General features: G+C 65.1%; 18 protein-coding genes. 3 read left to right on the top strand and 15 right to left on the bottom strand.

Annotation, left to right across the window (positions count from 1 at the left end):
* From ACZ52D_RS17445 to qhpG, 8 genes are read right to left on the bottom strand one after another with little or no spacing between them, the layout of a single operon-like run.
* Positions 1-993 (bottom strand): helix-turn-helix domain-containing protein, encoded by a 993-nt coding sequence (locus tag ACZ52D_RS17445; RefSeq protein ID WP_464443543.1) that lies wholly within the window; start codon positions 991-993, stop codon positions 1-3.
* The gene (locus ACZ52D_RS17440; protein ID WP_464443542.1) at positions 990-1646 is read right to left on the bottom strand and encodes a S8/S53 family peptidase; all 657 of its coding nucleotides are present in this window, start codon (positions 1644-1646) and stop codon (positions 990-992) included. The genes ACZ52D_RS17445 and ACZ52D_RS17440 overlap by 4 nt, the downstream gene beginning before the upstream one ends.
* The gene (locus ACZ52D_RS17435; protein ID WP_464443541.1) at positions 1628-3382 is read right to left on the bottom strand and encodes an ABC transporter ATP-binding protein; all 1755 of its coding nucleotides are present in this window, start codon (positions 3380-3382) and stop codon (positions 1628-1630) included. The genes ACZ52D_RS17440 and ACZ52D_RS17435 overlap by 19 nt, the downstream gene beginning before the upstream one ends.
* A complete protein-coding gene (gene peaD, locus ACZ52D_RS17430; protein ID WP_464443540.1) occupies positions 3379-4458 on the bottom strand; it encodes a quinohemoprotein amine dehydrogenase subunit beta in 1080 nt (359 codons plus the stop codon). The genes ACZ52D_RS17435 and peaD overlap by 4 nt, the downstream gene beginning before the upstream one ends.
* Positions 4459-4471: 13 nt before the next feature.
* The gene (gene qhpC / locus ACZ52D_RS17425; protein ID WP_222455583.1) at positions 4472-4795 is read right to left on the bottom strand and encodes a quinohemoprotein amine dehydrogenase subunit gamma; all 324 of its coding nucleotides are present in this window, start codon (positions 4793-4795) and stop codon (positions 4472-4474) included.
* Positions 4792-6216 carry a quinohemoprotein amine dehydrogenase maturation protein gene (peaB, locus tag ACZ52D_RS17420; RefSeq protein WP_464443539.1) on the bottom strand — a complete coding sequence of 475 codons (1425 nt, stop codon included), beginning with the start codon at positions 6214-6216 and terminating at the stop codon, positions 4792-4794. The genes qhpC and peaB overlap by 4 nt, the downstream gene beginning before the upstream one ends.
* A 17-nt stretch (positions 6217-6233) precedes the next feature.
* Complete coding sequence (gene peaA / locus ACZ52D_RS17415; protein ID WP_464443538.1) at positions 6234-7757, bottom strand: quinohemoprotein amine dehydrogenase subunit alpha; 1524 nt, start codon at positions 7755-7757, stop codon at positions 6234-6236.
* Positions 7733-9091, bottom strand: coding sequence for a flavin-dependent monooxygenase QhpG (gene qhpG / locus ACZ52D_RS17410; protein WP_417473853.1), 1359 nt, complete (start codon positions 9089-9091; stop codon positions 7733-7735). Before qhpG ends, peaA begins: the two co-directional genes overlap by 25 nt.
* A 160-nt stretch (positions 9092-9251) precedes the next feature.
* On the opposite strand from qhpG, the gene qhpR reads away from it, so the two are divergent.
* Positions 9252-10262, top strand: a complete 1011-nt coding sequence (gene qhpR / locus ACZ52D_RS17405; protein ID WP_464443537.1) for an AraC-like transcriptional regulator QhpR — start codon at positions 9252-9254, stop codon at positions 10260-10262.
* Positions 10263-10363: 101 nt separating this feature from the next.
* On the opposite strand, the gene ACZ52D_RS17400 is transcribed toward qhpR, so the two are convergent.
* From ACZ52D_RS17400 to ACZ52D_RS17375, 6 genes are all read right to left on the bottom strand, one after another.
* Positions 10364-10888: a sigma-70 family RNA polymerase sigma factor gene (locus tag ACZ52D_RS17400; RefSeq protein WP_464443536.1), complete on the bottom strand. Its 525-nt coding sequence runs from the start codon at positions 10886-10888 to the stop codon at positions 10364-10366.
* 221 nt (positions 10889-11109) lie between these two features.
* Complete coding sequence (locus ACZ52D_RS17395; protein ID WP_464443535.1) at positions 11110-12423, bottom strand: lysine N(6)-hydroxylase/L-ornithine N(5)-oxygenase family protein; 1314 nt, start codon at positions 12421-12423, stop codon at positions 11110-11112.
* Entirely contained in the window at positions 12420-13631 is a 1212-nt protein-coding gene (locus ACZ52D_RS17390) for a GNAT family N-acetyltransferase (protein ID WP_464443534.1), read from the bottom strand. Before ACZ52D_RS17390 ends, ACZ52D_RS17395 begins: the two co-directional genes overlap by 4 nt.
* A 69-nt stretch (positions 13632-13700) precedes the next feature.
* Positions 13701-14570, bottom strand: coding sequence for an alpha/beta hydrolase (locus ACZ52D_RS17385; protein WP_464443533.1), 870 nt, complete (start codon positions 14568-14570; stop codon positions 13701-13703).
* Positions 14567-15757: a PLP-dependent transferase gene (locus tag ACZ52D_RS17380; protein ID WP_464443532.1), complete on the bottom strand. Its 1191-nt coding sequence runs from the start codon at positions 15755-15757 to the stop codon at positions 14567-14569. The genes ACZ52D_RS17385 and ACZ52D_RS17380 overlap by 4 nt, the downstream gene beginning before the upstream one ends.
* On the bottom strand, positions 15754-17094 hold the full coding sequence (locus ACZ52D_RS17375; protein WP_464443531.1) for an MATE family efflux transporter: 1341 nt from the start codon (positions 17092-17094) through the stop codon (positions 15754-15756). Before ACZ52D_RS17375 ends, ACZ52D_RS17380 begins: the two co-directional genes overlap by 4 nt.
* A 139-nt stretch (positions 17095-17233) precedes the next feature.
* Here ACZ52D_RS17375 and ACZ52D_RS17370 point away from each other — a divergent pair, with 139 nt between their 5' ends.
* Both ACZ52D_RS17370 and ACZ52D_RS17365 read left to right on the top strand, forming a co-directional pair.
* Positions 17234-17443 carry an MbtH family protein gene (locus tag ACZ52D_RS17370; protein ID WP_464443530.1) on the top strand — a complete coding sequence of 70 codons (210 nt, stop codon included), beginning with the start codon at positions 17234-17236 and terminating at the stop codon, positions 17441-17443.
* Positions 17440-21312, top strand: a complete 3873-nt coding sequence (locus ACZ52D_RS17365; protein ID WP_464443529.1) for an amino acid adenylation domain-containing protein — start codon at positions 17440-17442, stop codon at positions 21310-21312. The genes ACZ52D_RS17370 and ACZ52D_RS17365 overlap by 4 nt, the downstream gene beginning before the upstream one ends.
* Before the next feature lie 108 nt (positions 21313-21420).
* On the opposite strand, the gene ACZ52D_RS17360 is transcribed toward ACZ52D_RS17365, so the two are convergent.
* A complete protein-coding gene (locus ACZ52D_RS17360; protein ID WP_464443528.1) occupies positions 21421-22365 on the bottom strand; it encodes an ABC transporter substrate-binding protein in 945 nt (314 codons plus the stop codon).
* Between the last annotated feature and the right edge of the window lie 139 nt (positions 22366-22504).

Below are 22504 nucleotides of genomic sequence, written 5' to 3'. Positions count from 1 at the left end.
TTATCCCTCAGCCGGGTGTGACCGGGAAAGACAAGCACGGCCCGTCCGAACGGTCTTGGGCAGCGGTGCCAAAGAGTTTGCGTCCTGCGCCAAAGATCCGCCGTGATTGCAGGAGGAGAGGAAGCCGCGCGGCGAACAGCCGAACTGCTGGCGGAAGCTGCGGTTGAAGTGGGAGATGTCGCCGAAGCCGGCGCCATAGGCGATTTGGGCGATTGGCACGCGGGCGCCCTGCCGCGCCGCGTGGCGCAGCTTGCCCGCCACCGCGGCCAGCCTTGTACGGGTCAGGCAATCGGTAAAGGTGGTGCCGTTCTCCTGAAACTCGCGCTGCAACTGCCGCCGCGACAGGCCGGTGCGGGCGGCCAGCGTATCCACCGTCAGACCCGGGTCGGCGCTGAGCAGCTCCAGCGTCTCGCGCACAAGCCGGAAGCGGTGCCAGCGGCTGCCGAGGCTGCCGGCGCTTGGCTGCGCTACGGCGGCAAAGGCCAGCGGCACCAGGTCGAAGATATAGCCCGCGGTGTCCTCCGCGCCCCCCGCATCCAGCAGCCCGCAGAGGCTGGCGTGCAGTGGATGGGCCGGGGTGATCTTGCAGCCCGCCGCGGGCATCTCCCGGCGCCGCTCCAGCACCAGCGCCCGCGGCAGATGCGCCGACAGGAAGGCGGCCGGCCCGCCGGTGATGCTCAGCTCCGCCGCACGGGTGGAGTCGAGCAGCAGGAACTCCCCCGGCCGCAGCAGCGTCTCGCGTCCCGCGTGGAGGATGCCGGTCTCGCCCTCCAGCTGGCGCAGCAGGAAGAAATGCTCCTGATCGTCGCGCAGGATGCCCTTGCGGGTGCGCTCGATGCGGGCGGGCGGGCAGCGGACCTCGGCCACGTCGACGCCGCAGCGCCGGCGCAGGGTGAAAGCCCCCGCCCAATCCCGCACGGCCCGGTCGGGAGCGGCATAGTAGTGGCCGCAGCTTTCGCGCAGGGTGCCGTTCCAGGTGTCAAAGCCCATCATGCGGGCTGCGGGCCTCCCGCCCCGATGCGTTCGCGGCCGGTGAAGGTCGGGCTCTGCAGCATTGCTTCAACCCCGCCGCCCGTGCAGGCCCGGGCCAGCAGCCCGGTGAAATGCGCCGCCGCCAGGCTGGCGCCTCGCACCGGCGCGCCGGGGCTGCCCGGGCAGGCGCCGTATCGCGCGCCGGGCAGGTCCAGCCGCGACCACTGGCCGGGGGCGCAGCGGGCGTCGCCCTGTACGGAGAGAACGCCCGCGCAGCCCGCCGGATAGACCGGCGCGCCGCGGGCAGGGGCGGAGGCCACCAGCAGCTTGCCCGCCGCCAGCACCGCCGCCACGGCCTCTGCCAGCACCGGGCTGGCCGCGGCATGGCCAAAGGAGCAATGGACGATGGCCGCCTCGCTTGCCGCGGCATGGCGCAGGGCCTCCGCCACGGTGGCGAGGGCGGTGGACAGGCGGCCGGGAAAGATGCTGAACCCGAGGAGCTCTGCTTCGTGGGCGTTGACGCGGATCGCCGCGGCCATGCGGCTGGCGTGCAGGGCCGCCGGGCTTCCGGCGGCGCGCGGATGCAGAGCGCACATGTCCCTGCGGGCGGCGAGGCCCGGGGTGTCCGCGGCCAGCGGGCCGTCGATCAGCGCAATCAGCGCGGGGGGACGCATGAGCGGGCCTCCGTCAGGGTGATTTCCATGTCGAAATCCCCCTCCGCCGCCGCGCCGCCGTGGGCGGTGAGGATGCGGGTGGCATGGGGGAAGGCTGCGTCGATGTGGGCCAGGATGCGGGCCGCGGCGGCGGGATCCACCTCCGACAGCGCCTCGTCGAGGATCAGGATATCGAAGGGGCTCAGGAGCACGCGCAGCAGGCAGAGCCGCTGGCGCTCGCCGCCGGACAGGGTGAGGCCGCTCTCGCCCAGCATCGTGTCCAGGCCCTGGGCGCTGCGGAACCTCTCTGCCAGGCCGAACAGCTCCAGAGCCGCCCAGACATGCGCTTCGTTTTCGGGATCGGCCCAGAAGCCGCGGCTCCGGAACAGGTTGCCGCGCAGGCTGGCGCGCAGGGTGAAGGGGCGCTGCCCGGCATAGGCCACGCGGCCGGGCAGGGCGGCACCGTCCAGCAGGCCGAGATCGGCGCCGCCCAGGGTGACACGCCCGGCCAGCGGCCGCGCCCGCCCGCAGAGCACCGCCAGCAGCGAGGTCTTGCCCGCGCCGCTGGGGCCCTTGAGCGCAACCCTGGCGCCTTCGGGAATGGTCAGGGTGAGCGGGCCGAGCGGGGCGGCGTCTCCCCGGGAGACGGTGACGCCGTCCAGCTTCAGGGCATAGCCTGCCGGAGAAAACAGGGCCGGGCGGGCACGGGGGGCCTGCATCACCGCATCCAGCCGGGCCGCCGCCGCCTTGACCCGCGCCTGCGCGTGCCACAGGCCCAGCAGCGACTGCATCGGCCCGGTCATGAACCCCATGTAGGCCACGAAGGCGATCAGCGAGCCCAGCGGCCACTCGCCGCGGATCACCATCAGCCCGCCCGCCAGGAACACCGCCGAGCGGGTCAGCGCCGACAGGAGCACCGGCACCGCGCGGGTGAATTCGCCCCAGAGGTTCTGGGCAATCAGCCGCCGGCTCAGCCCGGCGTGGTCGCGCAGGCTGCGCCGTTCGGCCCAGAGCGTGCCGCGGGCGGCCTGCAGCGCGGGCAGCCCGAACAGGGTCTCCGACAGCCCCGCGGCGTAGCGTCCCTGCATCTCGCGCACCGCGGCGGCGTGGCGTTCGGTGCGGGGGCGGGCCCAGGCCAGAAAGGCGAGTTCGGCCGGGGCCAGCAATGCGGTCAGCAGTCCCAGCCGCCAGTCCAGCACCATCAGCATCACCGAGCCGCCGGTCAGCCGGATCAGCGCCGAGGAGCCGCCCAGCACGGCGTTGAAAGCGAATTTCTGCACTTCGGCGGCGTCTCCGTCGACGCGGGACAGCAGTTCGCCTGCGCGCTGCGCGGCAAACCAGCCGGCCGGTTTGGCGGCCAGCCGGGACAGCAGCCGCCGCCGCAGCTGCGCCAGCATCCGGACCGAGGCGCGCATGTGCAGGATGTTGCTGAGCGCGCCGGTGCCGGTGGCAAGCAGGCCCACGGCAAACAGCGCGGCGGACCAGAGCAGGAGCTGCCCGGCATCCCCCGCCATCAGCCCGCGGTCGATCACCAGCTTGCTGATGTAGGGCGGCAGCAGGCTGATCGCGGCGGCGAGAAAACTGATCAGCAGCAGCAGCGCCAGCCGGTGCCGGTGCGGACGCAGCAGGGGCAGCAGCCACTCCGCGGAGGAGGCGGAAAAAAGCGCCGCGCCTGCGCGTGAGGGCAGGCGCGGCCAGGCGCGGGCCGCCGCGGGGCGGCCCGGCTGGGGAGGAAGCTTGCCGACGCTGTCGGTCATTCCTGCGGCACGACTTGCAGGGTGGAGACAGACATGTCGCCGCCGGAGGGCATTCGGATCTCGCCGATGCGCTCCAATGTCTCGCTGTCGTAGATGCCGATGTCGTCATTGGTGCCGCCGACGTAGATTTCCTTGCCGTCGCTCGACACGTTGATGACGTAGTAGGTGTGCGGCAGGTCGACCCGTTTCACCAGCTCGCGGGTTTCCAGGTTGTGCTTGGAGAGCTGGGTGTAGACGCCGTAGAGATACTTGGGTTCCACGCCGCTGCGCACGCCGGAGAACATCAGCACCTCGAAGGAGGCGAAATCGGCGATTTCGGTCTCCCCGGTGGTGAGGTCGACGGATTGGTAGCCCCAGACAAAATCCGCCATTTCCTGCTGGCTCTCGTCGGTGAAGACCGCCGCGGTGTACATCAGCATGAACTCGTCGTTCTGGCTGCCGGTCGGCCAGAAGGCCAGCACGTCGGGCGGGCTGTATGCCGGGCGGTCCCAGCTGGCGTTGGCAATCGCCACCTCGGTTTCGCCGGTTGCCGGATCGATCCGGTAGACCTCGTGGCCGGCCAGGTAGACGCTGCCCTTGCGGTCGGTGGCCATCAGCGTCGCCCGCCGCGGCGCCTCGAACAGCGCTGCGGGTTCGGCCTCCAGCCCGGCATCGGCCTTATAGACCGCGAACTCGGGCTGCATCACCTCGTAGCGGTCGATCTTCTTGCGCACTGGGTTGCGCACCGTGTAGATCTCGCTGCCGTCTTTGGAGACCGCCAGCGAGGCCAGCGAGCGGCGGGTCACATCGCCCTCCGACTGGGCGGCGCGGAACACGGTTTCGCAGGTTTCGATATTGACGCCGACCACGTCCTGCCAGTGGTTCAGCAGCACATAGGCGATGCTGTTGTCGGGCGACATGGTGATCACCCCGGGCGTCACATTGGCGCCGAGGTCGCAGTCCTGCCGCAGCGCGCGGGTTCCGGCATCGAACACGTAGAGGTTGGAGGGGCGGGCCACCGTCACCAGCAGGTCGCCCGCGGCCAGCGGCAGGGCAGAGGCGCAGAGCGCCGCGGCAGCAAGAAGCGCGGATTTCATGATGCGGGTCTCCTCAGGTTTCGGCGTCGGTGGGGTAGGTGGTGCCAAGCGCGCGCCAGTCGGTGGCGGCATTGGGCGCGCCCTCGTCCCAGTTCTGGTGGTTGACCATGATGTCGGGCACCTGCGCGGGCCACCAGCAGGGGTCGGAGCAGCCGTAAAGATCCGCCTCCATCGGCTGGCACAGCGCCGCGAGGCCGCCGAAGGGGTCGACCTCCCAGCCCGGGTCGAATGTGGTGGCGCAGCCGGCGGTGACGGTCTGCATCGCGCGGACCTCTTCCATCTGGCCTTCGGCCGCGGCCTGCTGGACACGTTCGGCTTTCTGATTGAGCGGTTTCATTTTCCAAACGCCCTCCTCGGCGCAACGTGGTGGTGGAAGTACTGCGGCGCCTTGGCGATCAGCTCGGCATAGGTGGCCACGCCAAAGTCGATCCAGTCGCGCATCAGGTCGCAGTAGTGATAGGTCGGCATCATCGGGTCGCTGAAATGGGCGTAGCTTTCGTGGTAGCAGCCGCCCGCGCACAGGTTGCGGATCCGGCAGGTGGCGCAGCCCTTTTCGGTGCGGTCGGAGCGTGCCTTGATGAAGCCCGACAGCTCCTTGCGCTTGATGCCCTCATCGACGGTGCCGAACTGGTCCATTTCCGATCCGGTGAACCGGTGGCAGAGGTTCACCGCGCCGTCGTGGTTGACCGCCAGCATCCCCACCCCGGCGCCGCAGGGCAGCGCCTTGGAGCGTCCTTCGTAGAGGTCGTTCATCATCTGGTGCATGTTGGAAAAGCCGATGTTGCGGCCTTCGAGCGCCTCCTCGACATAGAGCCTGCCCAAGGATTTCATCCCCTCGAACACCTCCAGCAGCTCGGCGCCGTTGAGGTTGAAGGCATCCATCTCCCCCGAGGTGACCGGCGAGAAGCCGACCTCGGCAAAACCGATATCGTTCTTCAGATGATCCCAGATCTCGACGATATTGGTGATCCCCGCCGTCAGGGTGACGCGGGCGCCCACCGGCTTGGATTTGTACCGCGCCAGCAAGAGCCGCGCCTTGGCGGCCACGGTGTCGTAGGTGCCCTTGCCGCCCACCGTCTTTCGGTTCAGGTCATGCTGCGCCTTGGGCCCGTCGATGGAGACAGTGAGGCCGAAACGGTGCTGGTCCAGCCAGTCGATCAGCGGCTCGGTCAGCAGCGTCGCGTTGGTGGTGAGGCTGAAGTTCACCGCCTTGCCAAGGGCGGCGAAATGCGGCTCGGCCCAGTCCACCACCTGCCGGATCAGGGGCAGGTTCGACAGCGGCTCGCCGCCGAAGAACACGATGTTGTAGCTGTCCCGGTCCGGGTTCTCGGCGAGCAGCAACTCCGCCGATTTCCGCGCCGTCTCGAAAGCCATCTTCTGGCCCTTGGACGGGATCGCCAGGTCCTCCTTGTAGCAATAGGAGCAGGCCAGGTTGCAGCCGGTGTTGACGTTGAGAACAATCGTCGTCAGCGGGAAGGTCTCGATCTCGATCGGCGGGCGTTCCGGCTGCAGCGGGCGGCCGTCGTTGATGATGTCGAGCCGCACCAGCCCGTCCAGCCGGGCCGCCGCATCCGATGCCGCGAACCGTGCCGCGAACTCGTCCATCGAGAACGCCTGCGCCTGCGCCGCGTAGTCGAGGATATCCCGGTCCACCCGGTCCATCTCGAAGATCGAGGTGGTGGGGACGTGGAACAGCACCTCGCGCCCTTGGAGCGCAACCCTGTGCGCGTTGGCGGGCTGGTAGTGGAAGTCTTTCATGGTCTCTCTCCCCTGTCTCAGCGGATCGGCGGGTCGATGAAGCGCTGCACGGTGACGATCAGCATCGCCTCCGCCTGCTGGCCCATCGCCTCGGCCTGCACTTTCAGTTCGCCCGCGTTGTTGGCGCTGAAGGGACGCTCCGGGTTGGGGCCGGCGATGGCGGGCTGGAAAATGCCGTTGGCCTGCATCTCACCGGCATATTCGGTGTCCTTCATGTGGGCTGCGTGCTCATGCGCGTTGGCGACCGACCACTGCGCCTCAACCCGGCCGATGCGTATGTCGTCTTCGGTCCCGGCCTCGCCGTCGGGCCCGTTCCACATGCCGACCGCGTTGAAATAGGCAGGCGCCGCATCCGGGCCTTCCTCGCTGCCGCCGCCCACGCGGGCGATGGTGAACGCGGGCTCCACCCGCAGGCTGTCGACGGAAGTGTAATGCGCGATCTGCCCCTCGGCCCCGCCCGCGCTGAAGGTGACGACGCCGTTGCCCTCGGCCGCCAGCGTCAGCGCCGCGCCAAAGCCGTTTGCCGATGCTGCGCCGGTGGAGCTTTCCAGTCCGTCCAGACCGGTGCCGACCACCTGCACCTGCGCCTCGCCCGCCGGAACGGCAGAGGGGACGGTGCCGAGGATGACGCTGCCCGCGCCCTCCCGCACCCCGCGCAGCGGCGCGCCCAGGGCGTCGTTGCCGCGGTCGAACTGGCGGCCCTGCAGGCTGTTGCCATCCTCCGACAGCGCCAGCACCTGACGGTAGACGGTGCCGCCGATGTCCAGGTTGGCGCGCCATTCATACCCCGTATAGAGGTTCATCTGCCCGGACGCTGGATGCGCGGTGCCGTCCGCCGTCACGAACTCGCCGCTGACCCGGTAGGGCGAGGCATCGCCGGTGACCGTCAGCTTGCCATAGGCCTCCCCGATGCCGGGCAGATCGGTCATCACCACCCAGGCGCCCGCCACCGGCTGCTTCTCCGCAGCCTGCCAGCCGGTCCAGGCGGCGGTCTCCAGCGGGTTCTGCTCCGCGAGGTAGCTGGCGATCTCGGTCCGGGCGATCTTGTACCACTCGCGGTCACGGCCAAGCGCCTGGTATTCGATGGTCGGGAAATGGCCGACATGGAAATCCATGTGCAGCTCCCATTCCTCGGCGGTGCGGTTCTGCAAGAGCCCCCGCGCGCCGGTATGGCAGCGCGCGCACATCGAGGCGAAGGGCTCGTCGAAGCTCTCCTGCGCATGCGGGTCCTTCTCCAGCGCATAGCGGAAGGGCGCGGCCTCCGACGGCGCCAGGCCTTGCGTGTCCGCCAGGTGCTGCACGATGGCGCGGCGGTCTTCGGCGCTGATGTCCAGACCATGCGCCTGCTGCATCCGGACGATGGTCATCATCCAGCCCTCGGGTGTCTTGCGCTGGCCGGTGATCCGGGTCAGCCCGCCGTCCTCGGCGGTGTGGCAGCCGCCGCAGGTGTCCTGCAGCAGCTCCTCCGAGGGGAAGGCCGGTGTAGCCCCGGCAAATGTCAAAAGTACTGCGGCGGTCAGACCGCCTGATCGTGATGCCATGGAAGTATCTCCCTGTTGCTGGTGTCCCAGGGGATCTGCGCCCCCTCGGTGAAGCCTTGCGATAGAAGCCATTGGTGGATCGCCTCGGCCGCTGGCGGCGGGGCGTGTGGCAGAACCAAGCTGTGAAAACGAGCCGCGTCCGGCATCGGTTGTCCGTTGAGACGCCGCAACAAGGGCACGATTTCATGCCCGGCAATAAAACCGGCGCCGCCCGGGGCATCGCGGGTGATCAGCACCTCGCGCCGGGCCAGATGCCCGTCCTGCACAACAACCCGCGTGCCGATATGCGGACGGAGGCCCGTGTCATGAGCCGGGGTATCGTCCGGCCAGGCCGCGCGCTCTTGCCAGAATGCGCTCCGAGATCCCGTCTCGCGGTAGAAGTCTCGCCCGACCCTTGCCTGCCGCCAGAAGGTCTCTGCCACCCGGTTGCGGTAGAATTCGCGGGCCAGATCAGCCTGTCCCGCCAGCAGTGCCCGCGCGATGGGCACTGCCATCAGCGCCGAGGACACCGCCCAGAACATGCCATGCCCCGACAGGGGATCCAGCGCCACCGCCGCATCGCCCAGCCGCGGGCAGCGCGGATCCAGATCCGGTGCCGTCAGCCGCGGCGAAATTGCATGCACGACAGGACGCGGGGGGAGGGGAAAAGCTTCCGCTACAGCCGTCCACAAAGCCGCCACAGCGTTTTTGCCGCCATTCCGGCCCAGCGAGGCCGCGGGCCCCACCACCTGCAGCCAAAGCCGCTCCCGGCTCACTGGAACCGACCAGATCCAGCCCTCGGGCCGCGCCTCAAGACGCGGCGTTTCCATATATCTGGTCTGTGGTGGCACGAGCCCGGCAACGGAAATAGTGTCCGGTCCCATCTGTTCAGCTCGGACCGAATTCGAACTTTGGCGCGGCGCCCGGCGGCCGCGGGCTTCAAACAGCAACTTGGCAGACAGGCATTGGCCATCGGCCAGCCGGATTTCCCCGGCCTCTGGTCGCAGGCTCGCAACAGCTGCCAAGACAACGCTGACGCCCTCGGCCCGTGCGGCATCCAGTAGCGCGCTGTCAAAGGTGCATCGGTCGGCCGGATGCTCGCTGTTCTGCCCGCCTTGGAACGCGCCCCAGCTGACATGGCGCTGCGCCGCCGGGCCGATTCCGGCCAGCGGCAGGCGGTGCCGCGCGAGGATCGCCGCGACGCGGGCGGACATGCCCTCGAAGCGGGACGCGCGCGGCGGCAAGGTGGCCAGCGCCACGCGGAACCCGGCCCGCGCCAGCAGAACCGCGGCCACCGACCCGGCCGGGCCGCCGCCTGCAATCGCGATATCAAAGGTGCCAATTCGAGGTGCCATTTCGCCAAGGTGCCCCGGCAAGCCACCCCTTGTGGCGGACACATCCGGACAACAACCCGACATTTCCGGACAGAATCGGCCGCCCCGGCGCCGGTTACGGCAATTTTTCTGGAATAGCGGATTTTTGCGGTATTCTGGCGCAATCCTGAGGAACTGCGCGATGCCACACTCTTATCAGCCCCGGATTTCCGCCTCCACTTTGAACGACCCACTGCGGGCCGTCGAGTTCATGAACGGCGATGCCGCCTCGATTTCCCGCAACGCCGGGATCAGCCCGCCGGACCTAGAGGGCAATATAGGCCTGAAGAAATTCGTGGACTTCTGTGAACATGCGTCTGACCAGCTGAACCTTCCGGATTTCGGCTGGCGCGTCGGGTCGGTCTTCAACCTGCAAAACCTTGGTACGCTTGGGGAATGCATCATGCAGGCGCCAACGCTGGGGGCCGCCTTGGCGCTGTTCCGAAACGCCTTTTCAATGGTGCAAAGCGACTCGGAACTGCGGCTGACCGTCGAAGGCGACAAGGCGCGGCTGACCTACCGGATTCTTGACACCAGCATTTGGCCGCGGCAGCAGGACGCGGAACTGACGCTATCGGTTTTCCACAGCCTGATCCGTTCCGCCACCGGTCCGGACTGGCGGCCCGATCTGCTGTCGCTGGAGCACGAATCAAGCGCGCTGCACAGCCACAGTGCCGTCGGGCCACGGTGCCCGGTCCAGTACGGGGCGCCTTCGAACACGCTGGTGTTTTCATCAGGTCTGCTCAATCTGCCGCTGGCGGCGAGTGAACATCCCGCCTTCAAGGTTGCCTCGCAATCGATCGTGCGAATTGCGCGCCAGGGCGAGCGCGAAGCGCCGGTTGCCGTGCGGGTGCGCCGCGAGCTGATGATGCGGATCGGCCGCGAGAGCATTGAGCAGACCGCGATCGCTGCCGCCCTGGGGATGTCGCGCCGCACCCTGCGGCGCAGATTGGAGGATGAGGGGCAGAAGTTCTCCCGTCTGTTGGCGGGCTGCCGGATGGAGATCGCCAAGCGATTGCTGCTTGTTCCGGGTATGCAGATTCATGACGTTTCTGAAAGGTTGGGCTATTCCGAGGTATCTGCCTTCGAGCGCGCCTTTCGGCAGCAGCTGGGGACCACCCCCAGCCAGTTCAGAAAGCAAAACTCTGCCTGAGATTTGTGGGCCAATTTGATAGTTATGAGAATGGCGCTCGACTTACAGCGACCTTGGTAGAGTGTGTAAAAACGGCCTTCCTTGCAGGAAGGTTCGGCAACCTAGTTTACCGCCAAAGCTTCGGCACAACTGTTCTGTACTTCCTTGATCATGAAGTTCACCAGCGTCCTCGAGACGTTGAGCTCTTCCGCGATCTGCTTTTGTGGGACTTCGGACAAGCGGTGCCGCAGAAACGCATCCCGTTTTCGCGGCGGCAGGGCAGAAAGCGCGTTGGCAACGCTCAGAAGCTCCTGTCTTCGCTCCAGACATGTCTGGCCGCACAGAGGTGTCGTGCCAGCTGTCGCCAACTGACTTTCATCCTCAAACGGTGTTGCAATTTCCTTGCGGTTTTTGCGCAGGTAGTCGACTGCCGCGTTGCGGACCATACGCGTCACATAGCGGCCGGGCTGTTCAGGCAAGGTCTGCGGCGGTCCGGATAGGCACTTCAGAGCGGTGTTTTGCAGCACATCCTCGGCTGCATCCATCGAGTGAACAAATTTAAGTGCGGTACAGAGATGAAGTTTTCGGCGGCTGATAAGCTCATGAATAAGTGCTTCGCGCACCGGACGGGGCGTGTGATCGGCCATGAGTTTCCCAACGGCAGGCAGCCGGAACAAAGCTCCGGTCAGGTTAAGATTTTTTTGGAGAAACTACCTGAGGCACGATCGGCCCTGGGTTGCGTGTGCTCTTATCCTGCAGAACTCCAGTCCGGTCAAACGCAAGATCGTTAAGATCCGCCCTAGTAGTCCATTTTTTGCCGATCGCCCTGGGCGCGGCCCGAACAGGACCGAGCCGCGCCCCAAGTAGGTCATTCCGCAGCGGTCAGCCGGGCCTCAGTATCCTGCCTCGGCGCAAGAAGCTCATTGGCAATCTCATCCACGCGTACGGCCAGCACCGACAGCAGCGTATCGCTGAGCCCATGTGTTTCCTCGCAGTAGCCCTGCAGGAAAATCCGGGGGTGGAAGCTTTCAGCCGTGGCGATCTGATAGGTGCGCCCTGTTTCGCGGCCGCTGACATAATCGTTGAGCCCAGACAGAAGCGTCTCCCCGATCCGTCGTTGATAGCCGGTTGCAAGCACCACCAGATCATAGCTGCGCGTTTCGGCATTGCCGCCATGGGTCGGGCAAAGCGTCAGCGCTATCTTCTCGCCTTGAGCCTTTGCTGCCGTAACCTGCGTACTGCGCAGCAAGCCGTAGGCCGAGCCGCCTGTCACGTCCTGTTCATAGAACAGTCCGTAAATCTGGGCGATCAGGTCGCCATCCACCACCGAATAGTTTGTGTTGGAATATTCTTCCATCAATGCGCGGCGACGCGCGGGCGGCTGTTGGTAGACGTATGATGTGAAATCGGCGTTGAAAATTTCGTTCACGAAGGGGCTGTCATCCGAAGGTTTCAGCGCGTGGCTCCGGAAGATGAAATCCACCTCGGGCCGGGCCGGGTCATTGGCCAGATCGTTGAAGATTTCCGCACTGCTCTGGCCCGAGCCGATGACTGCGATCTTCATCGGCTTATCCGCCGCGGCCAGTCGTGGCTTGACCGTGCTGAGATAGGCAGAACTATGGACGACCCCCGCCGTATCCTGCACCTCGGCAAAAACTTCGGGAACGGAGGGCTTGCCGCCAACCGCCAGAACCAGGTTTCGGGTCAGGCGGCGGGTTTGCTCGCCCTTGCTGTCCTGTGCAATCACGGCCAGCAGATCGACGCTGCCGCCGCGCGCTTGAACCGGCTCCACACCGATGACGTGCTGGTCATAGGCGCAAATGCCGCCCATCTGTTCCGCGGCCCAGGCAAAATAGTCGTTGAACTCATGTCGGCTGGGAAAAAAGCTCTTTCGATTGACGAACCGCTCCAGCCGCCCCTTGGCATGCAGGTAGCTGAGGAATGAAAAGGGGCTGGCTGGATTGCGCAGTGTCACGAGGTCCTTGATGAAGGAGACTTGCATATCCGAGTTGTCGAGCAACATATCCGGATGCCAGGCAAAAGCGGGTTTCGATTCCAGGAAAACGGCGTCCAGAACCGATGCCCCCTGCTGCGCCTTTTCCCGAAGCGCAATCGCAAGAGCCAAGTTGGATGGGCCGAAGCCTATCCCGGTTACATCATGAACCTGTTGCGGGTCGGTCATTGGGCAACTCCAGTAGTCAGTTGGGCGGAGACGGATAGGCTTAGCGGGCGGCCCGGATCGGCCGGGTTTGGCCGGGCCCAGAGGCGCGATTTGAAGAAATAGTCGCGTTCCAGCCGCACCAGCACCGCGCGCTTATGGGCAAAGTCGAACTCCTTGACCTTGGCAAAGCCTGAGCGGGTGAGGTTGCGCAGCTGCTGCGTGTGGCTGGCGGCGGGCTCGCCGACCAGCGCTTGGGTGCGCGGCTCGGCTAGGAACATGAAGTGCATCAGCGAAGGCAGCCAGGCGGTGATGTAATCGGCACCGCGCGTGTGCTCATCGCCGACCAAAACATGCCAGCCGCGGTCCCAGGCTCCGGCCTCATAATGGGCGCCTATGCGGTTTTCACGTGCCCAATAGAGCTCGAAGTAGCAGAAAGGCCGCCCATCGAGGCAGCCCAGCACCGGCATCATATGCGGATCCGCTGCCATGCGGGTCAGGTAATCGCGGTGGTAGTCAAGCGTTCCGGATTCTTCAAAGAATGCCGCCACCCGCTCATCGTTCATCCACCGGTTGAACAAGCCCAGATCCGTGCCTGCATCCAGATTCCGAATGGAAAAAACCTGGTCTAACCAGGGAATATTGCGGTGGTACAGGGTCCCTGAAGGTTTCGTGGGACGCAGCGGGTGCTGCCCGTGCGGGCCGGGGACCATGATTTGCGGAAAGCTGTGACAGCCTCGTGGTAGCCAAAGATCCGGGAGCTGCCACAGAAGCTCAGGGAATACCGCCAGCCAGTCGTCGTCCAGCACTTGCGCGGCACCACGCGACAGCAGTTTTGGTTCCACGGACTGCCAATGCTGTCGACGCAACGTGATCAACATTTCTTCGTCGTTCCAGTTGCTGAGCGCCTCACAGGCAGCCAGCGTCCCTAGAAAGTCCGGTGGCGTCTCTGGCGGCTCCAGCACCAGTCGGCCGCCGCCTTGGTCGGTCACAGCCATTTCCTGGCAGGTCCCATTGGAGAAGACGGTTACACCGTCTCCTGTTCTGCGCGCCCAGCAGGGCAGGTCTTTGGTTGCGGTGGTATCCAGTGACACGCGGTCCCTCCATCTAGTGCGGCGCGCGGAATTTCGCGCCTGGTCTGCTAAGAGGAACGAAGCGGCAGCGGGGAAATTTATAAGAAAGGCCTGAATTCGGGGAATTTTTGCTGCGCTGAAACCCTGTGCGGAAGGCATGCCGAAAGACCCTGCTCCGCAAGACGGGCAGGGTCCGGAGCAGGTCTGGCTGCGCATGGCAGAAGGGCCTCAGATCAGGGCGAAAACCTTCTGGATGGCGCGGTTTACGGCCACTGGCAGTACGGACATGTGGTTTTCGCCTGTGTAGGTCTCATATTCCACTGTTACCCCCGGAAGATCTGCCAGTTCTGCGGCCATTTGCTGCGCCGCCGCGATGGTGCGGGTTTTCGTTTTTTCCGCCAGTCGGGCGGCGGCGTCCTCCTTGCCTTCTTGGAACGGCGCAAGGCGGTCGCCTTCCCATTCGCCGGCGGACAAATGCACATAGAGGCGATGGGCGCCTGGGTCGAACCGCGCCTGATGCTCAAGCAGGAAGCTGTCCTCCCAGGTGATCGCCGGGCTTGCGGCGATCCAGTGGCTGAACGCCGCGGGTTGGGTAAACATCAACCACAGTGCAAACAGCCCGCCGAACGAATGACCGAACAATCCCTGGTGCGCCGGGTTTACCTGCGTCTGTGCTGCCACGAACGGACGGACCTGCTCGAGCAGGAACCGCGCCATTTCCGCGCCGCCGCCGGTGCGTACCTCTTTGCCGCCTTCCCAGAACGGGGGGTAGCTTTGCCCGGGCGGCGGGCCGAGGTCCCAGCTGCGCCGGAACGGATCATAAGCGTCATCGGTGGGATAGCCGACCGCCACAAGCACACCCCAGCCCACATTGGTTCCGGACGGATAGCAGGCTTGCGCCCGCATCGCGTCAATCGCGGTGCCGATCACTGCATTGCCGTCGGTCATGTAAAGCACCGGCCAGCCCTCTTTAGGCGGCTCGCCGGGTGGTTGCCACAGGAACACCCGCCGGATGGAACCGGTCGCGCTGTCTACCAGGTCATACCAGCGGGCACCTGTCCAGGTGTTGCCTTCGGCCACGGGTTTGATGTCCGTCACTTGCGGGCCTCCTCGATCGCGTTCAGCACGTCGTCCACCAGTGTCTCGCCGCATTCAAGCCCGGCTGCTAGGCGTACCGATCCGGCAGGCGTGCCAAAGCGCTGGAAGACATTGGCCGCGCCCGACAGCCCCAGCGCGGCCTGGGCCGGGATCACCAGACTTTCAGGTCCCCCCCAGCTGACGCCGATCTTCACAACCTTCAGCGCATTGGTGAAGCGGGGGATGTCAACGCTTTCATCAAGGTCAAAGGCAAACAGCCCGCCATAGCCCGACAGGCAAGCGTTGCCCGGATTGGCTTCAAATGCCGGGTGACGCACCCGTGTCACCGATGCGTTCGCGGACAGCGCCCGCCCCAAGGTCAGACCGTTTTGCATATGGCGCGCCATGCGCAGGTGCAGGGTGCGCATGCCCCGCAACACCAGCCAGGCGTCAAACGGGGACATCTTGCCACCAAGATAGTGGTAGGAGTCGTGATTGATCCGGTCGATCAGGTGTTTTGGCCCGGCAACAAGCCCTGCAATCGTATCGGAATGGCCTGCCAGGTATTTCGAGGCGGCGTGAACGATCAGGTCGATGCCGAACTCCGCCGGGCGCTGGAACAGTGGCGTGGCCCAGCTGTTGTCGATCACCGATATGACGCCCTGTGCCCGTGCAGCTGCGCCGATGGCGCGCAAATCCTGCGTGGTGAAGCTCCATGACGTGGGGCTTTCGAGATAGACCAGCTTGGCCCCGGGCAGCGCCGCGACCACTGCCTCAGTGTCAGTGCCGTCAACATATTCTGTGGTGACACCGAATTTCTTCAGCACGCATTCGAACAGTCGAAAGGCGTCGGAGTAAAGGTTCTCGACCGCAACCACCCGATCGCCTGCCTGTACAAAGGGTATCACTGCCGCCGCGATCGCCGCCATGCCGGAGGCAAAGCCACGCGCGGCTTCCACACCCTCCACCCGGGCAATCAGGTTTTCGAGTTCTGCTACCGTCGGATTATTGCCGCGCGTGTAGATGTAGCGCTCGCTTTCACCAGCAAACACCGCTGCCATGTCCTCGTAGCGGTCGAACAGGAACGATGAACTCTGAAAGATCGGCACCGAACTTGCACCATGCGGCATGGCTTCGAGCGGGGCGATCAGCTCGGCGGTCATCCGGTCCGAAATCGGGATGCCGGGGGCAGGGGGATGGTCTTTCATGCAGGATGTCCTTTCAAGATGAAACGCGGCAGGTGCCAAAGGATCAGCGCCGCACCGATACCGGTCAGCAGCGCCGCGGCGGGCAGGCTGGCGGCCAGTCCTTCAAATCCCCACAGGCGGGTGAAGCTGAACAGTAGTGGCAGGAACAGCCACCCCAGTGGCGCAAGCCCCAGCACCGCGGCAAGCGGGGCGCGGGCCATGGCTTGCAGCGTGACTTGGGCGGAATGGCGCAATGCCGTGGCGGGCAGCGATAACGACAGGGCAAAAACCGTAGCAGGGGCGAGCGCGAGCACGGCGGGATCGTCTGTGAAAAGGCTGCTCAACTGCGGTGCCGCCAGCAGTCCCGCTGCCATGAAAACAGCGGCAGACCCGCACGCTATGGCTGCTATGGTGAAGGCCGCGCGGTTCAGTCGGCTGGTGCTCCCCGCGCCCACGGCATGGGCCAGCACCGGCTGCGCGCCCAGACAGAACCCTTCGATGGGCAGCGATGCCAGCACCCAAAGCCGCAGCGCAATCCCCATCGCTGCCTGACCGTTGGTACCCGCTAGATCTCCTGCCAGTCGGTACAGCAGCAGAAAGGCAAGGCTTGCCAGCAGCACGGAACCTGCCTCCGGCAGGCCGACCCGCAGCACCGGCCAGAGCCTTGCGAGCGTGTTCAAGGACAACGCGGGGCGGAGCCGGATCGCACCGCGCTCCCGCGCGAAATAGGCGGTGTATAGCCCAAGCGTAGCCAGTTGCGCCGCCAAGGTCGCCAGCGCCGCGCCTTTGACGCCGAGGTCAGCCCAGAAGATCAGAACCGGATCAAGCGCCATGTTCAGGGTGAAGCACATCACCAGGCTCAGCAGGCTGAAGCGGGCATTGCCTTCCCCGATAGCGGTGAAGTCGCAGAGGATCTGCACCATCCCCAGGCCAGCCGAGAACGCCATGATGGAAAGGTAATCCAGCGCCGGCGCCTGCACCGATGGGGCCGCGCCCAGAAGGTCCAGCACCGGTAGGCGAGCGGCCCACAGCCCTGCCGACAACCCGACCGCCAGCAGCAGGCAAAGCGCCATCGCGGCAGAGGCCATCCGCCCGGCCTCTTCCTGACGTCCCGCTCCCAGGGCACGCCCCACGAAGGCAGCGGTTCCGACGCCTAAACCGACGCCCACAGCTGCGGTCAGCCCGGTCAACGGCAGCGCAAGGCTTACGGCGGCAAGCGCTTTGGGGCCCAGTTGCCCCACGAAATAGGCGTCCACGCCCTGATGCGTTGCGTTTATGGACAGCCCGCCCACTGCCGGCAGCGCTGTGCGCAGCAAGGTTTGAAACAGGGCTGGACTGCCCAAATCGATCGGTTGCATGGGGTCGCTGCTCCGGCTGGTACAAGCTGTCTGTGGAATGACGGGCGGGGGCACTGGAAATTCACCCCAACGGAAAACTTTTTTGGTCTGCGGGTGAATTCCGTGCGCTGGCGCGCGTCAGGGAGGGGACAAGACCCTGATGGAGACCCCGATGACCCAATCCGATTCCGGCCAGTGGATATGTGTGCAGAACAATGAGGGGCGCTGGTCCGTTTGGCCCGCGGACCTTCCTGTACCTGCGGGGTGGCATGCGGAGGGCGCGCCTGCCACCCGAGAGACTTGCCTCGCGGAGATTGAGGCCCGCTGGAGCGATCCGCGCCCGAATGCGTTGAAAGAGGTGATGGCATGAACACTGGACACAGCCTGGCGCCCGGTCTGATCACCCTGACACCTGAAGAAAAGCAGATCTGCGCCCACGACCAAGTTGGCCAGCTTGCACCTTATGGCGTTCAGAAGCTGTTGATCGAAGCCGATCAGCGATGGAGTGCTGCGCAGGTGCGCCAGGCGGCAGAGGCGGTGATCGCCTCACAGCCCGTTTTCTCGGCCCGTATTCACCGCGGTGCAGGTGGCGATCTGGCACGCATTCAAAAGGACGAAAATCGGATTTCGCTGACCGAAACGACTGCAGAAAGGGCTGAAACCGCCCTCGCATTCGCGCGTTTCGATCTGGATGGTGGTCATGGGGCACTGGCGCTCATGGCACCGAGGGCAGGCGGCCACCTGTTCGCCGTGGCTCTGCATCCCGCCTTTGGGGATTTTGGAGTGCTCGAAAATATCGCGGCAGGATTTGCCGAGGCGCTTCACGGAAAGACGCTAGACCCCCAAGGCCTCGCAGCAGTTCCGCCGCTCCCGGAGGACGAGCAGCGCGCGCGGCTGGAGTACTGGAGGCCTTTGCTGGATGGCGAAAGCTGCGTGAACGCGCGTCTTCCGCACCGCTACAATGGGACGGAACAGATGGAGCGCGGCGAGGCTTGCCACGTTCTGGATGCCGAAACCACAGCAGTGCTGCAGCAAGATGGCACGCCGCTGGACGTCCTGCTGGCGGCTGCAGTTGGTGCTGCGTTGCAGCGTTATACCGGTCATCGCCACTTGCGCTTTGCCTTCGGTCAGACTGACTGCCAAAACACGCGGCGGAGTGAAGACCTTCTGCTGCTTTGCCTGAACATGCAGCCGGAAAGGCCATTCAGTGCTGCGGTGGCTGAAGCGGCACAGGCGCTGGTGCAGGCGCGCTCCAATGCGCTGCCGTCGGGGGTGATCGTACAGGATATGCTTCGCCGCGACGGGGCGGATCGCCATGTCATGGGCGCCGTCACCCTGCATGTGCAAAAGGAAATCGATCTGGCTGACGGCCTGCGACGCCTGTTCCTGCCCCAGCCGGCCGCCCGGGGTGAGTGCTTGTTGCTGGCCTATCTGCGCGCCGATGGAACGCTGGAGCTGCGGGCCAGTTACGCCCGCGGCTTGTTTGAGCCTGCGCTGGTAGAACGTTTCCTGGTCCATGTCGCCCGAATACTCGAAACCGGGCTTCGCAAGCCGGAACTGCCCGCTGGGCGGATCCCGCTTTTGGCGCGAAATGAACTGGATCTGCTTTCAGCCCCCTATGAGGACGATGCGCAGAACGACCCGCGCCCGGTGCATGAGCTGATCGCGGATCACGCTAGGCTGACCCCGGATAAAACGGCGCTGATCTGCGCAGGCGTGGAGTGGAGCCATGGCCAATTGAACCGCCACGCAAACCGGCTGGCGCACCGGCTGCTGGAGTTGGGGGTGGGCGCGGAAGTGCCTGTTGCAGTGATGGTCGAGCGCGGCAATGAGGCGGTGATGGCGATTCTTGCCACGCTGAAGGCGGGTGGCGCCTATATCCCGGTGGAGCCGGACCATCCGGAAAGCCGCAATCACCACATTCTGACTGATGCGGGCGTGCAGGTGGTGATCACCCGCCAGCGATATCTGGACCGGCTGCCCGGCGGCACCGGCGCGCATATCCTCTGTCTCGATGACGACCCCGGTGCAGGCCAGCCGGAAAACGATCCGGACGTATGCATCCACCGTGACCAGATCGCATACATCATGTACACCTCCGGCTCGACCGGCAAACCCAAGGGGGTGGCGGTCGAACACGGGCCGCTCAGCGACCATCTGCAGGACACCGCGCGGGTTTATGAAATGAGCGGCAAAAGCCGCGAACTGCCGTTCCTGCCCTTTTCATCGGACGGCGGCCATGAGCGCTGGATGAATCCGCTGATGATGGGTGGCTCGGCGGTGATACCGGACGGGCCGCTGTGGACGCCGGAGCAAACCTATGCCGCGATGCGCAAATACGGCTGCAACAACGCCTCGATCCCGACCACCTATCTGCAGCAACTGGCGGAATGGGCCGAACAAACCGGCGAGGCACCGCCGATGCGGCTGTATTCCTTTGGCGGCGAAGGGCTGGCGCAGGCGACGTTCGACTTGTTGTCGCGGGAATTGCGCGCACCGCTCTTGATAAACGGGTACGGGCCGACGGAAACGATCATGACACCGATGGTTTGGAAGGTGCGTGCCGGTACTAAATTCGAAGGCGCCTATGCGCCTTTGGGGCGCGCCGTCGGCAACCGTCGGGCCTATGTGCTTGACGAACGCATGATGCCCTGCCCGATTGGCGTGACCGGCGAAATCCACCTTGGCGGCGAAGGCGTTGCACGCGGCTATGTGAACCGCCCCGGCACCACCGCGGACCGCTTCATCCCTGATCCCTTTGCGCCAGAACTTGATGGTCGCGAGGGGGCACGCCTGTACCGGTCCGGAGACCTGGGCCGCTGGCGCGAGGATGGTACCATCGAATTCCTTGGCCGGGTGGACCACCAGGTAAAGCTCAATGGATACCGGATCGAACCGGGGGAGATCGAGGCGGCCCTGCTGGAAAAGCCGGGGGTGTCCGAGGCGCTGGTGCTCCTGCGCGAGGACGGGGGCAAGAAGCAATTGGTTGGATATGCTGTTGCGGCAAAGGATATCGGGGAGGACGATCTCATGCGCGCGCTTGAGGCGCGGCTGCCCAAGCACATGCTGCCCTCGGCAATTGTGGTGCTGGACCGGATGCCGACCAACCCGAATGCCAAGCTGGACCGGGCGGCATTGCCTATGCCGGGCGCGCGGCGACGAACGTCTGAAGGCGTGGCGCCGGAAAGCGCCGACGAAGCCCGTGTTCTGGACATCTGGCAACAGGAAATCGGCAATCCGCATATGGGCGTGACCGATGATTTCTTCGACATGGGAGGCAGATCGCTCACTGCGCTGAAAGTGCTGGTGCGGTTGCGCAAGCTGTGGCCGGGAACCGCCCTGACCATCGCCGACCTGTTCGACGCACCAACGGTGCGGGCTCTGGTGAAGCGAATAGCCGCAGGGAATGCCACAGGGCGGCAGGCAATTGCCCTGCGCGGCACCGGTAGCAAGCCGATGCTCTATTGCTTCCCCGGTTTGCTGGTATCCACCCGCGAATACATGCGGCTGACGGCCTATCTTGGCGATGACCAGCCGGTAACCGGCTTCCTCTGCCATTCGTTGAACGAAGACAAACGAATGAATGTTTCGGTGCCCGAGGTTGTTGCGGGCTATGTGGATCACATCCGTAAGGAAAGCGCGGGGCGCCCCTGCGCCTTCCTTGGTTGGAGCTGGGGGGGGCTTCTGGCGTGGGAGGCGGCAAGACAGCTGCAAGGGGAGGTAGACATCCGCATGGTCGGGATGGTCGACGTCTGTGATCTCGGCAGCGATTTCGCGCCTGGAGCTGTCCCGGAATTCGCGCCGGGTGAGCGAGAGCAGCTGGAAGCAGACCTGCTCGCATGGCTCGGAAAGACGAAAATGCGTGCGCAATGGGATGCATTGATCGGGGCAATGGACCCGCTTTGCTATGATCAATTCCTCCGCTTCATCGGCAACGAATCTGAGCCATTGCCATTTGACGGGCCAGAGGTTTCCAGCCGCGAGCATACGTTCTGGGTTCTGATCGACAACGCGCTCGTGTTCCGTCAGTACCATTTGGAACGGCTGGATCTGCGGGTGGCGTCCTTTAGCGCGGGAGACAGCCTCAGCCGCGGCCTTAACCTGGTGGACTGGCGGCGGTACTCGCCGCAGGCCAATCCGGCAACGGTCGTTCCCGGCACCAACCACCTGCATATCATCGGCGACCAGCTGTTCCATCGCCGGTTCAAGGAAGAATTGGACAAAGCGTTCGGCGGCTGACAGCCTTCGTCTGAAATTGCCACAGGCCGGAAATTTCCGGCCCGTGGCGCGCCTCCGCAAAGTCAGAATACCGCACTAAAGACCGGAAGCTTCCACGCCGGGTGCGGTTTAAGATGCCGGGTTCCCTTCCGCTGCCGCACTCAGCGCCGGGCCAAGGCGGTCCAGCGCCCAAGGGATCGACAGCGGCGACTGGAAGCTCATCGCTCCCGTCATAAGGCGGTCCGCCCAGACCGACCGGCCTTCGCGCGCGAGCCGCAGCGCCCGATAGGAGGGCAGCGCTTCGATCTGTTTCCGGGCGGGGGCGTCCACCAGCCAAAGGACCGCATCCAGATCAAACAGGTCTGCCCGCTCGAGGCTGACACTGAAGTTGCCGCCTGGTCCTGCCAGCTTTTCAAACTCAGGGGGCGTCTTGATGCCCAGCCGGGCAAGCAGCCGGTTCGCCCCGTCCGCAGGTCGGTAGCCGATGATCTGGCCGCCCGCGAAATGCGCCGCTGTGCCGTGCAGGCCGTCGAGTTCGGGATAGGCCTCGGCAGTTGCTCTGATTTTCGCGTCGAGCTCTGCAATAACCGTTTCCGCCGCCGCACCGCGCCCCGTGGCCTTGCCAATCAGCCGCAGCTCCTCTTCCCAAGGTGCGCCCCATGCGGGAAAGCCCTTGGGCGGCCCCACCACCGGCGCGATCTGTGACAGGATGCCATAGGTCCGTGCATCCATAGGTGCAAAGGTTGCGATAATCAGGTCGGGCTCCTGCGCCAGCACCCATTCGATGTCGATCTCGAAACCTCGCTGTACATCGGGTTCGGCACCCAGCGCCCTGCGGGCCGTTTCGGCCCAGGGCCAGGTCGCATAGGGATAGCCGCCAAACCACTCATGCACCCCGGTTGGGGCAATCCCCAACGCATAGAGAAAATCCTGCTCGTGATAGCCAACTGAGACGATGCGCTGTGGTTCGGCAGGCACGACAGTTTCACCGAACTGGTGGGAAACGCTGACCGGGAAACCATCCGCCTGCAAAGTCGAGGCGGGGATCAAAAACGTCAGCAGAAACAATAACATTTGCCGCATGGCCTGCCTTTCAATTGAGAGAAGACCTGGCGGCGAGCTGGGCGTATTCCAAGATGCCTAAGCTCTGCCCGGCGCAGGGTCAAGACGTCGGCCCTTGACCCCTTGCACGGGTTGTTACAGTCAGGAGCAG

It is taken from the genome of Leisingera sp. S2M4, from assembly GCF_055398055.1.
Note: the sequence above shows the minus strand (reverse complement) of the source record. Positions and strands in the feature narration are given on the sequence as shown.

Bases quoted from the DNA above. Each gene is read 5' to 3' on its own strand.
- qhpR (WP_464443537.1), top strand. From the start codon at position 9,252: ATGCCACACTCTTATCAGCCCCGGATTTCCGCCTCCACTTTGAACGAC.
- peaB (WP_464443539.1), bottom strand. From the start codon at position 6,216: ATGAAAGACTTCCACTACCAGCCCGCCAACGCGCACAGGGTTGCGCTC.
- ACZ52D_RS17365 (WP_464443529.1), top strand. From the start codon at position 17,440: ATGAACACTGGACACAGCCTGGCGCCCGGTCTGATCACCCTGACACCT.
- qhpC (WP_222455583.1), bottom strand. From the start codon at position 4,795: ATGAAACCGCTCAATCAGAAAGCCGAACGTGTCCAGCAGGCCGCGGCC.
- ACZ52D_RS17400 (WP_464443536.1), bottom strand. From the start codon at position 10,888: ATGGCCGATCACACGCCCCGTCCGGTGCGCGAAGCACTTATTCATGAG.
- peaD (WP_464443540.1), bottom strand. From the start codon at position 4,458: ATGAAATCCGCGCTTCTTGCTGCCGCGGCGCTCTGCGCCTCTGCCCTG.
- ACZ52D_RS17360 (WP_464443528.1), bottom strand. From the start codon at position 22,365: ATGTTATTGTTTCTGCTGACGTTTTTGATCCCCGCCTCGACTTTGCAG.
- ACZ52D_RS17435 (WP_464443541.1), bottom strand. From the start codon at position 3,382: ATGACCGACAGCGTCGGCAAGCTTCCTCCCCAGCCGGGCCGCCCCGCG.
- ACZ52D_RS17390 (WP_464443534.1), bottom strand. From the start codon at position 13,631: ATGCCTTCCGCACAGGGTTTCAGCGCAGCAAAAATTCCCCGAATTCAG.
- ACZ52D_RS17380 (WP_464443532.1), bottom strand. From the start codon at position 15,757: ATGAAAGACCATCCCCCTGCCCCCGGCATCCCGATTTCGGACCGGATG.
- ACZ52D_RS17440 (WP_464443542.1), bottom strand. From the start codon at position 1,646: ATGCGTCCCCCCGCGCTGATTGCGCTGATCGACGGCCCGCTGGCCGCG.
- ACZ52D_RS17395 (WP_464443535.1), bottom strand. From the start codon at position 12,423: ATGACCGACCCGCAACAGGTTCATGATGTAACCGGGATAGGCTTCGGC.
- peaA (WP_464443538.1), bottom strand. From the start codon at position 7,757: ATGGCATCACGATCAGGCGGTCTGACCGCCGCAGTACTTTTGACATTT.
- ACZ52D_RS17375 (WP_464443531.1), bottom strand. From the start codon at position 17,094: ATGCAACCGATCGATTTGGGCAGTCCAGCCCTGTTTCAAACCTTGCTG.
- qhpG (WP_417473853.1), bottom strand. From the start codon at position 9,091: ATGGCACCTCGAATTGGCACCTTTGATATCGCGATTGCAGGCGGCGGC.
- ACZ52D_RS17445 (WP_464443543.1), bottom strand. From the start codon at position 993: ATGATGGGCTTTGACACCTGGAACGGCACCCTGCGCGAAAGCTGCGGC.
- ACZ52D_RS17370 (WP_464443530.1), top strand. From the start codon at position 17,234: ATGGAGACCCCGATGACCCAATCCGATTCCGGCCAGTGGATATGTGTG.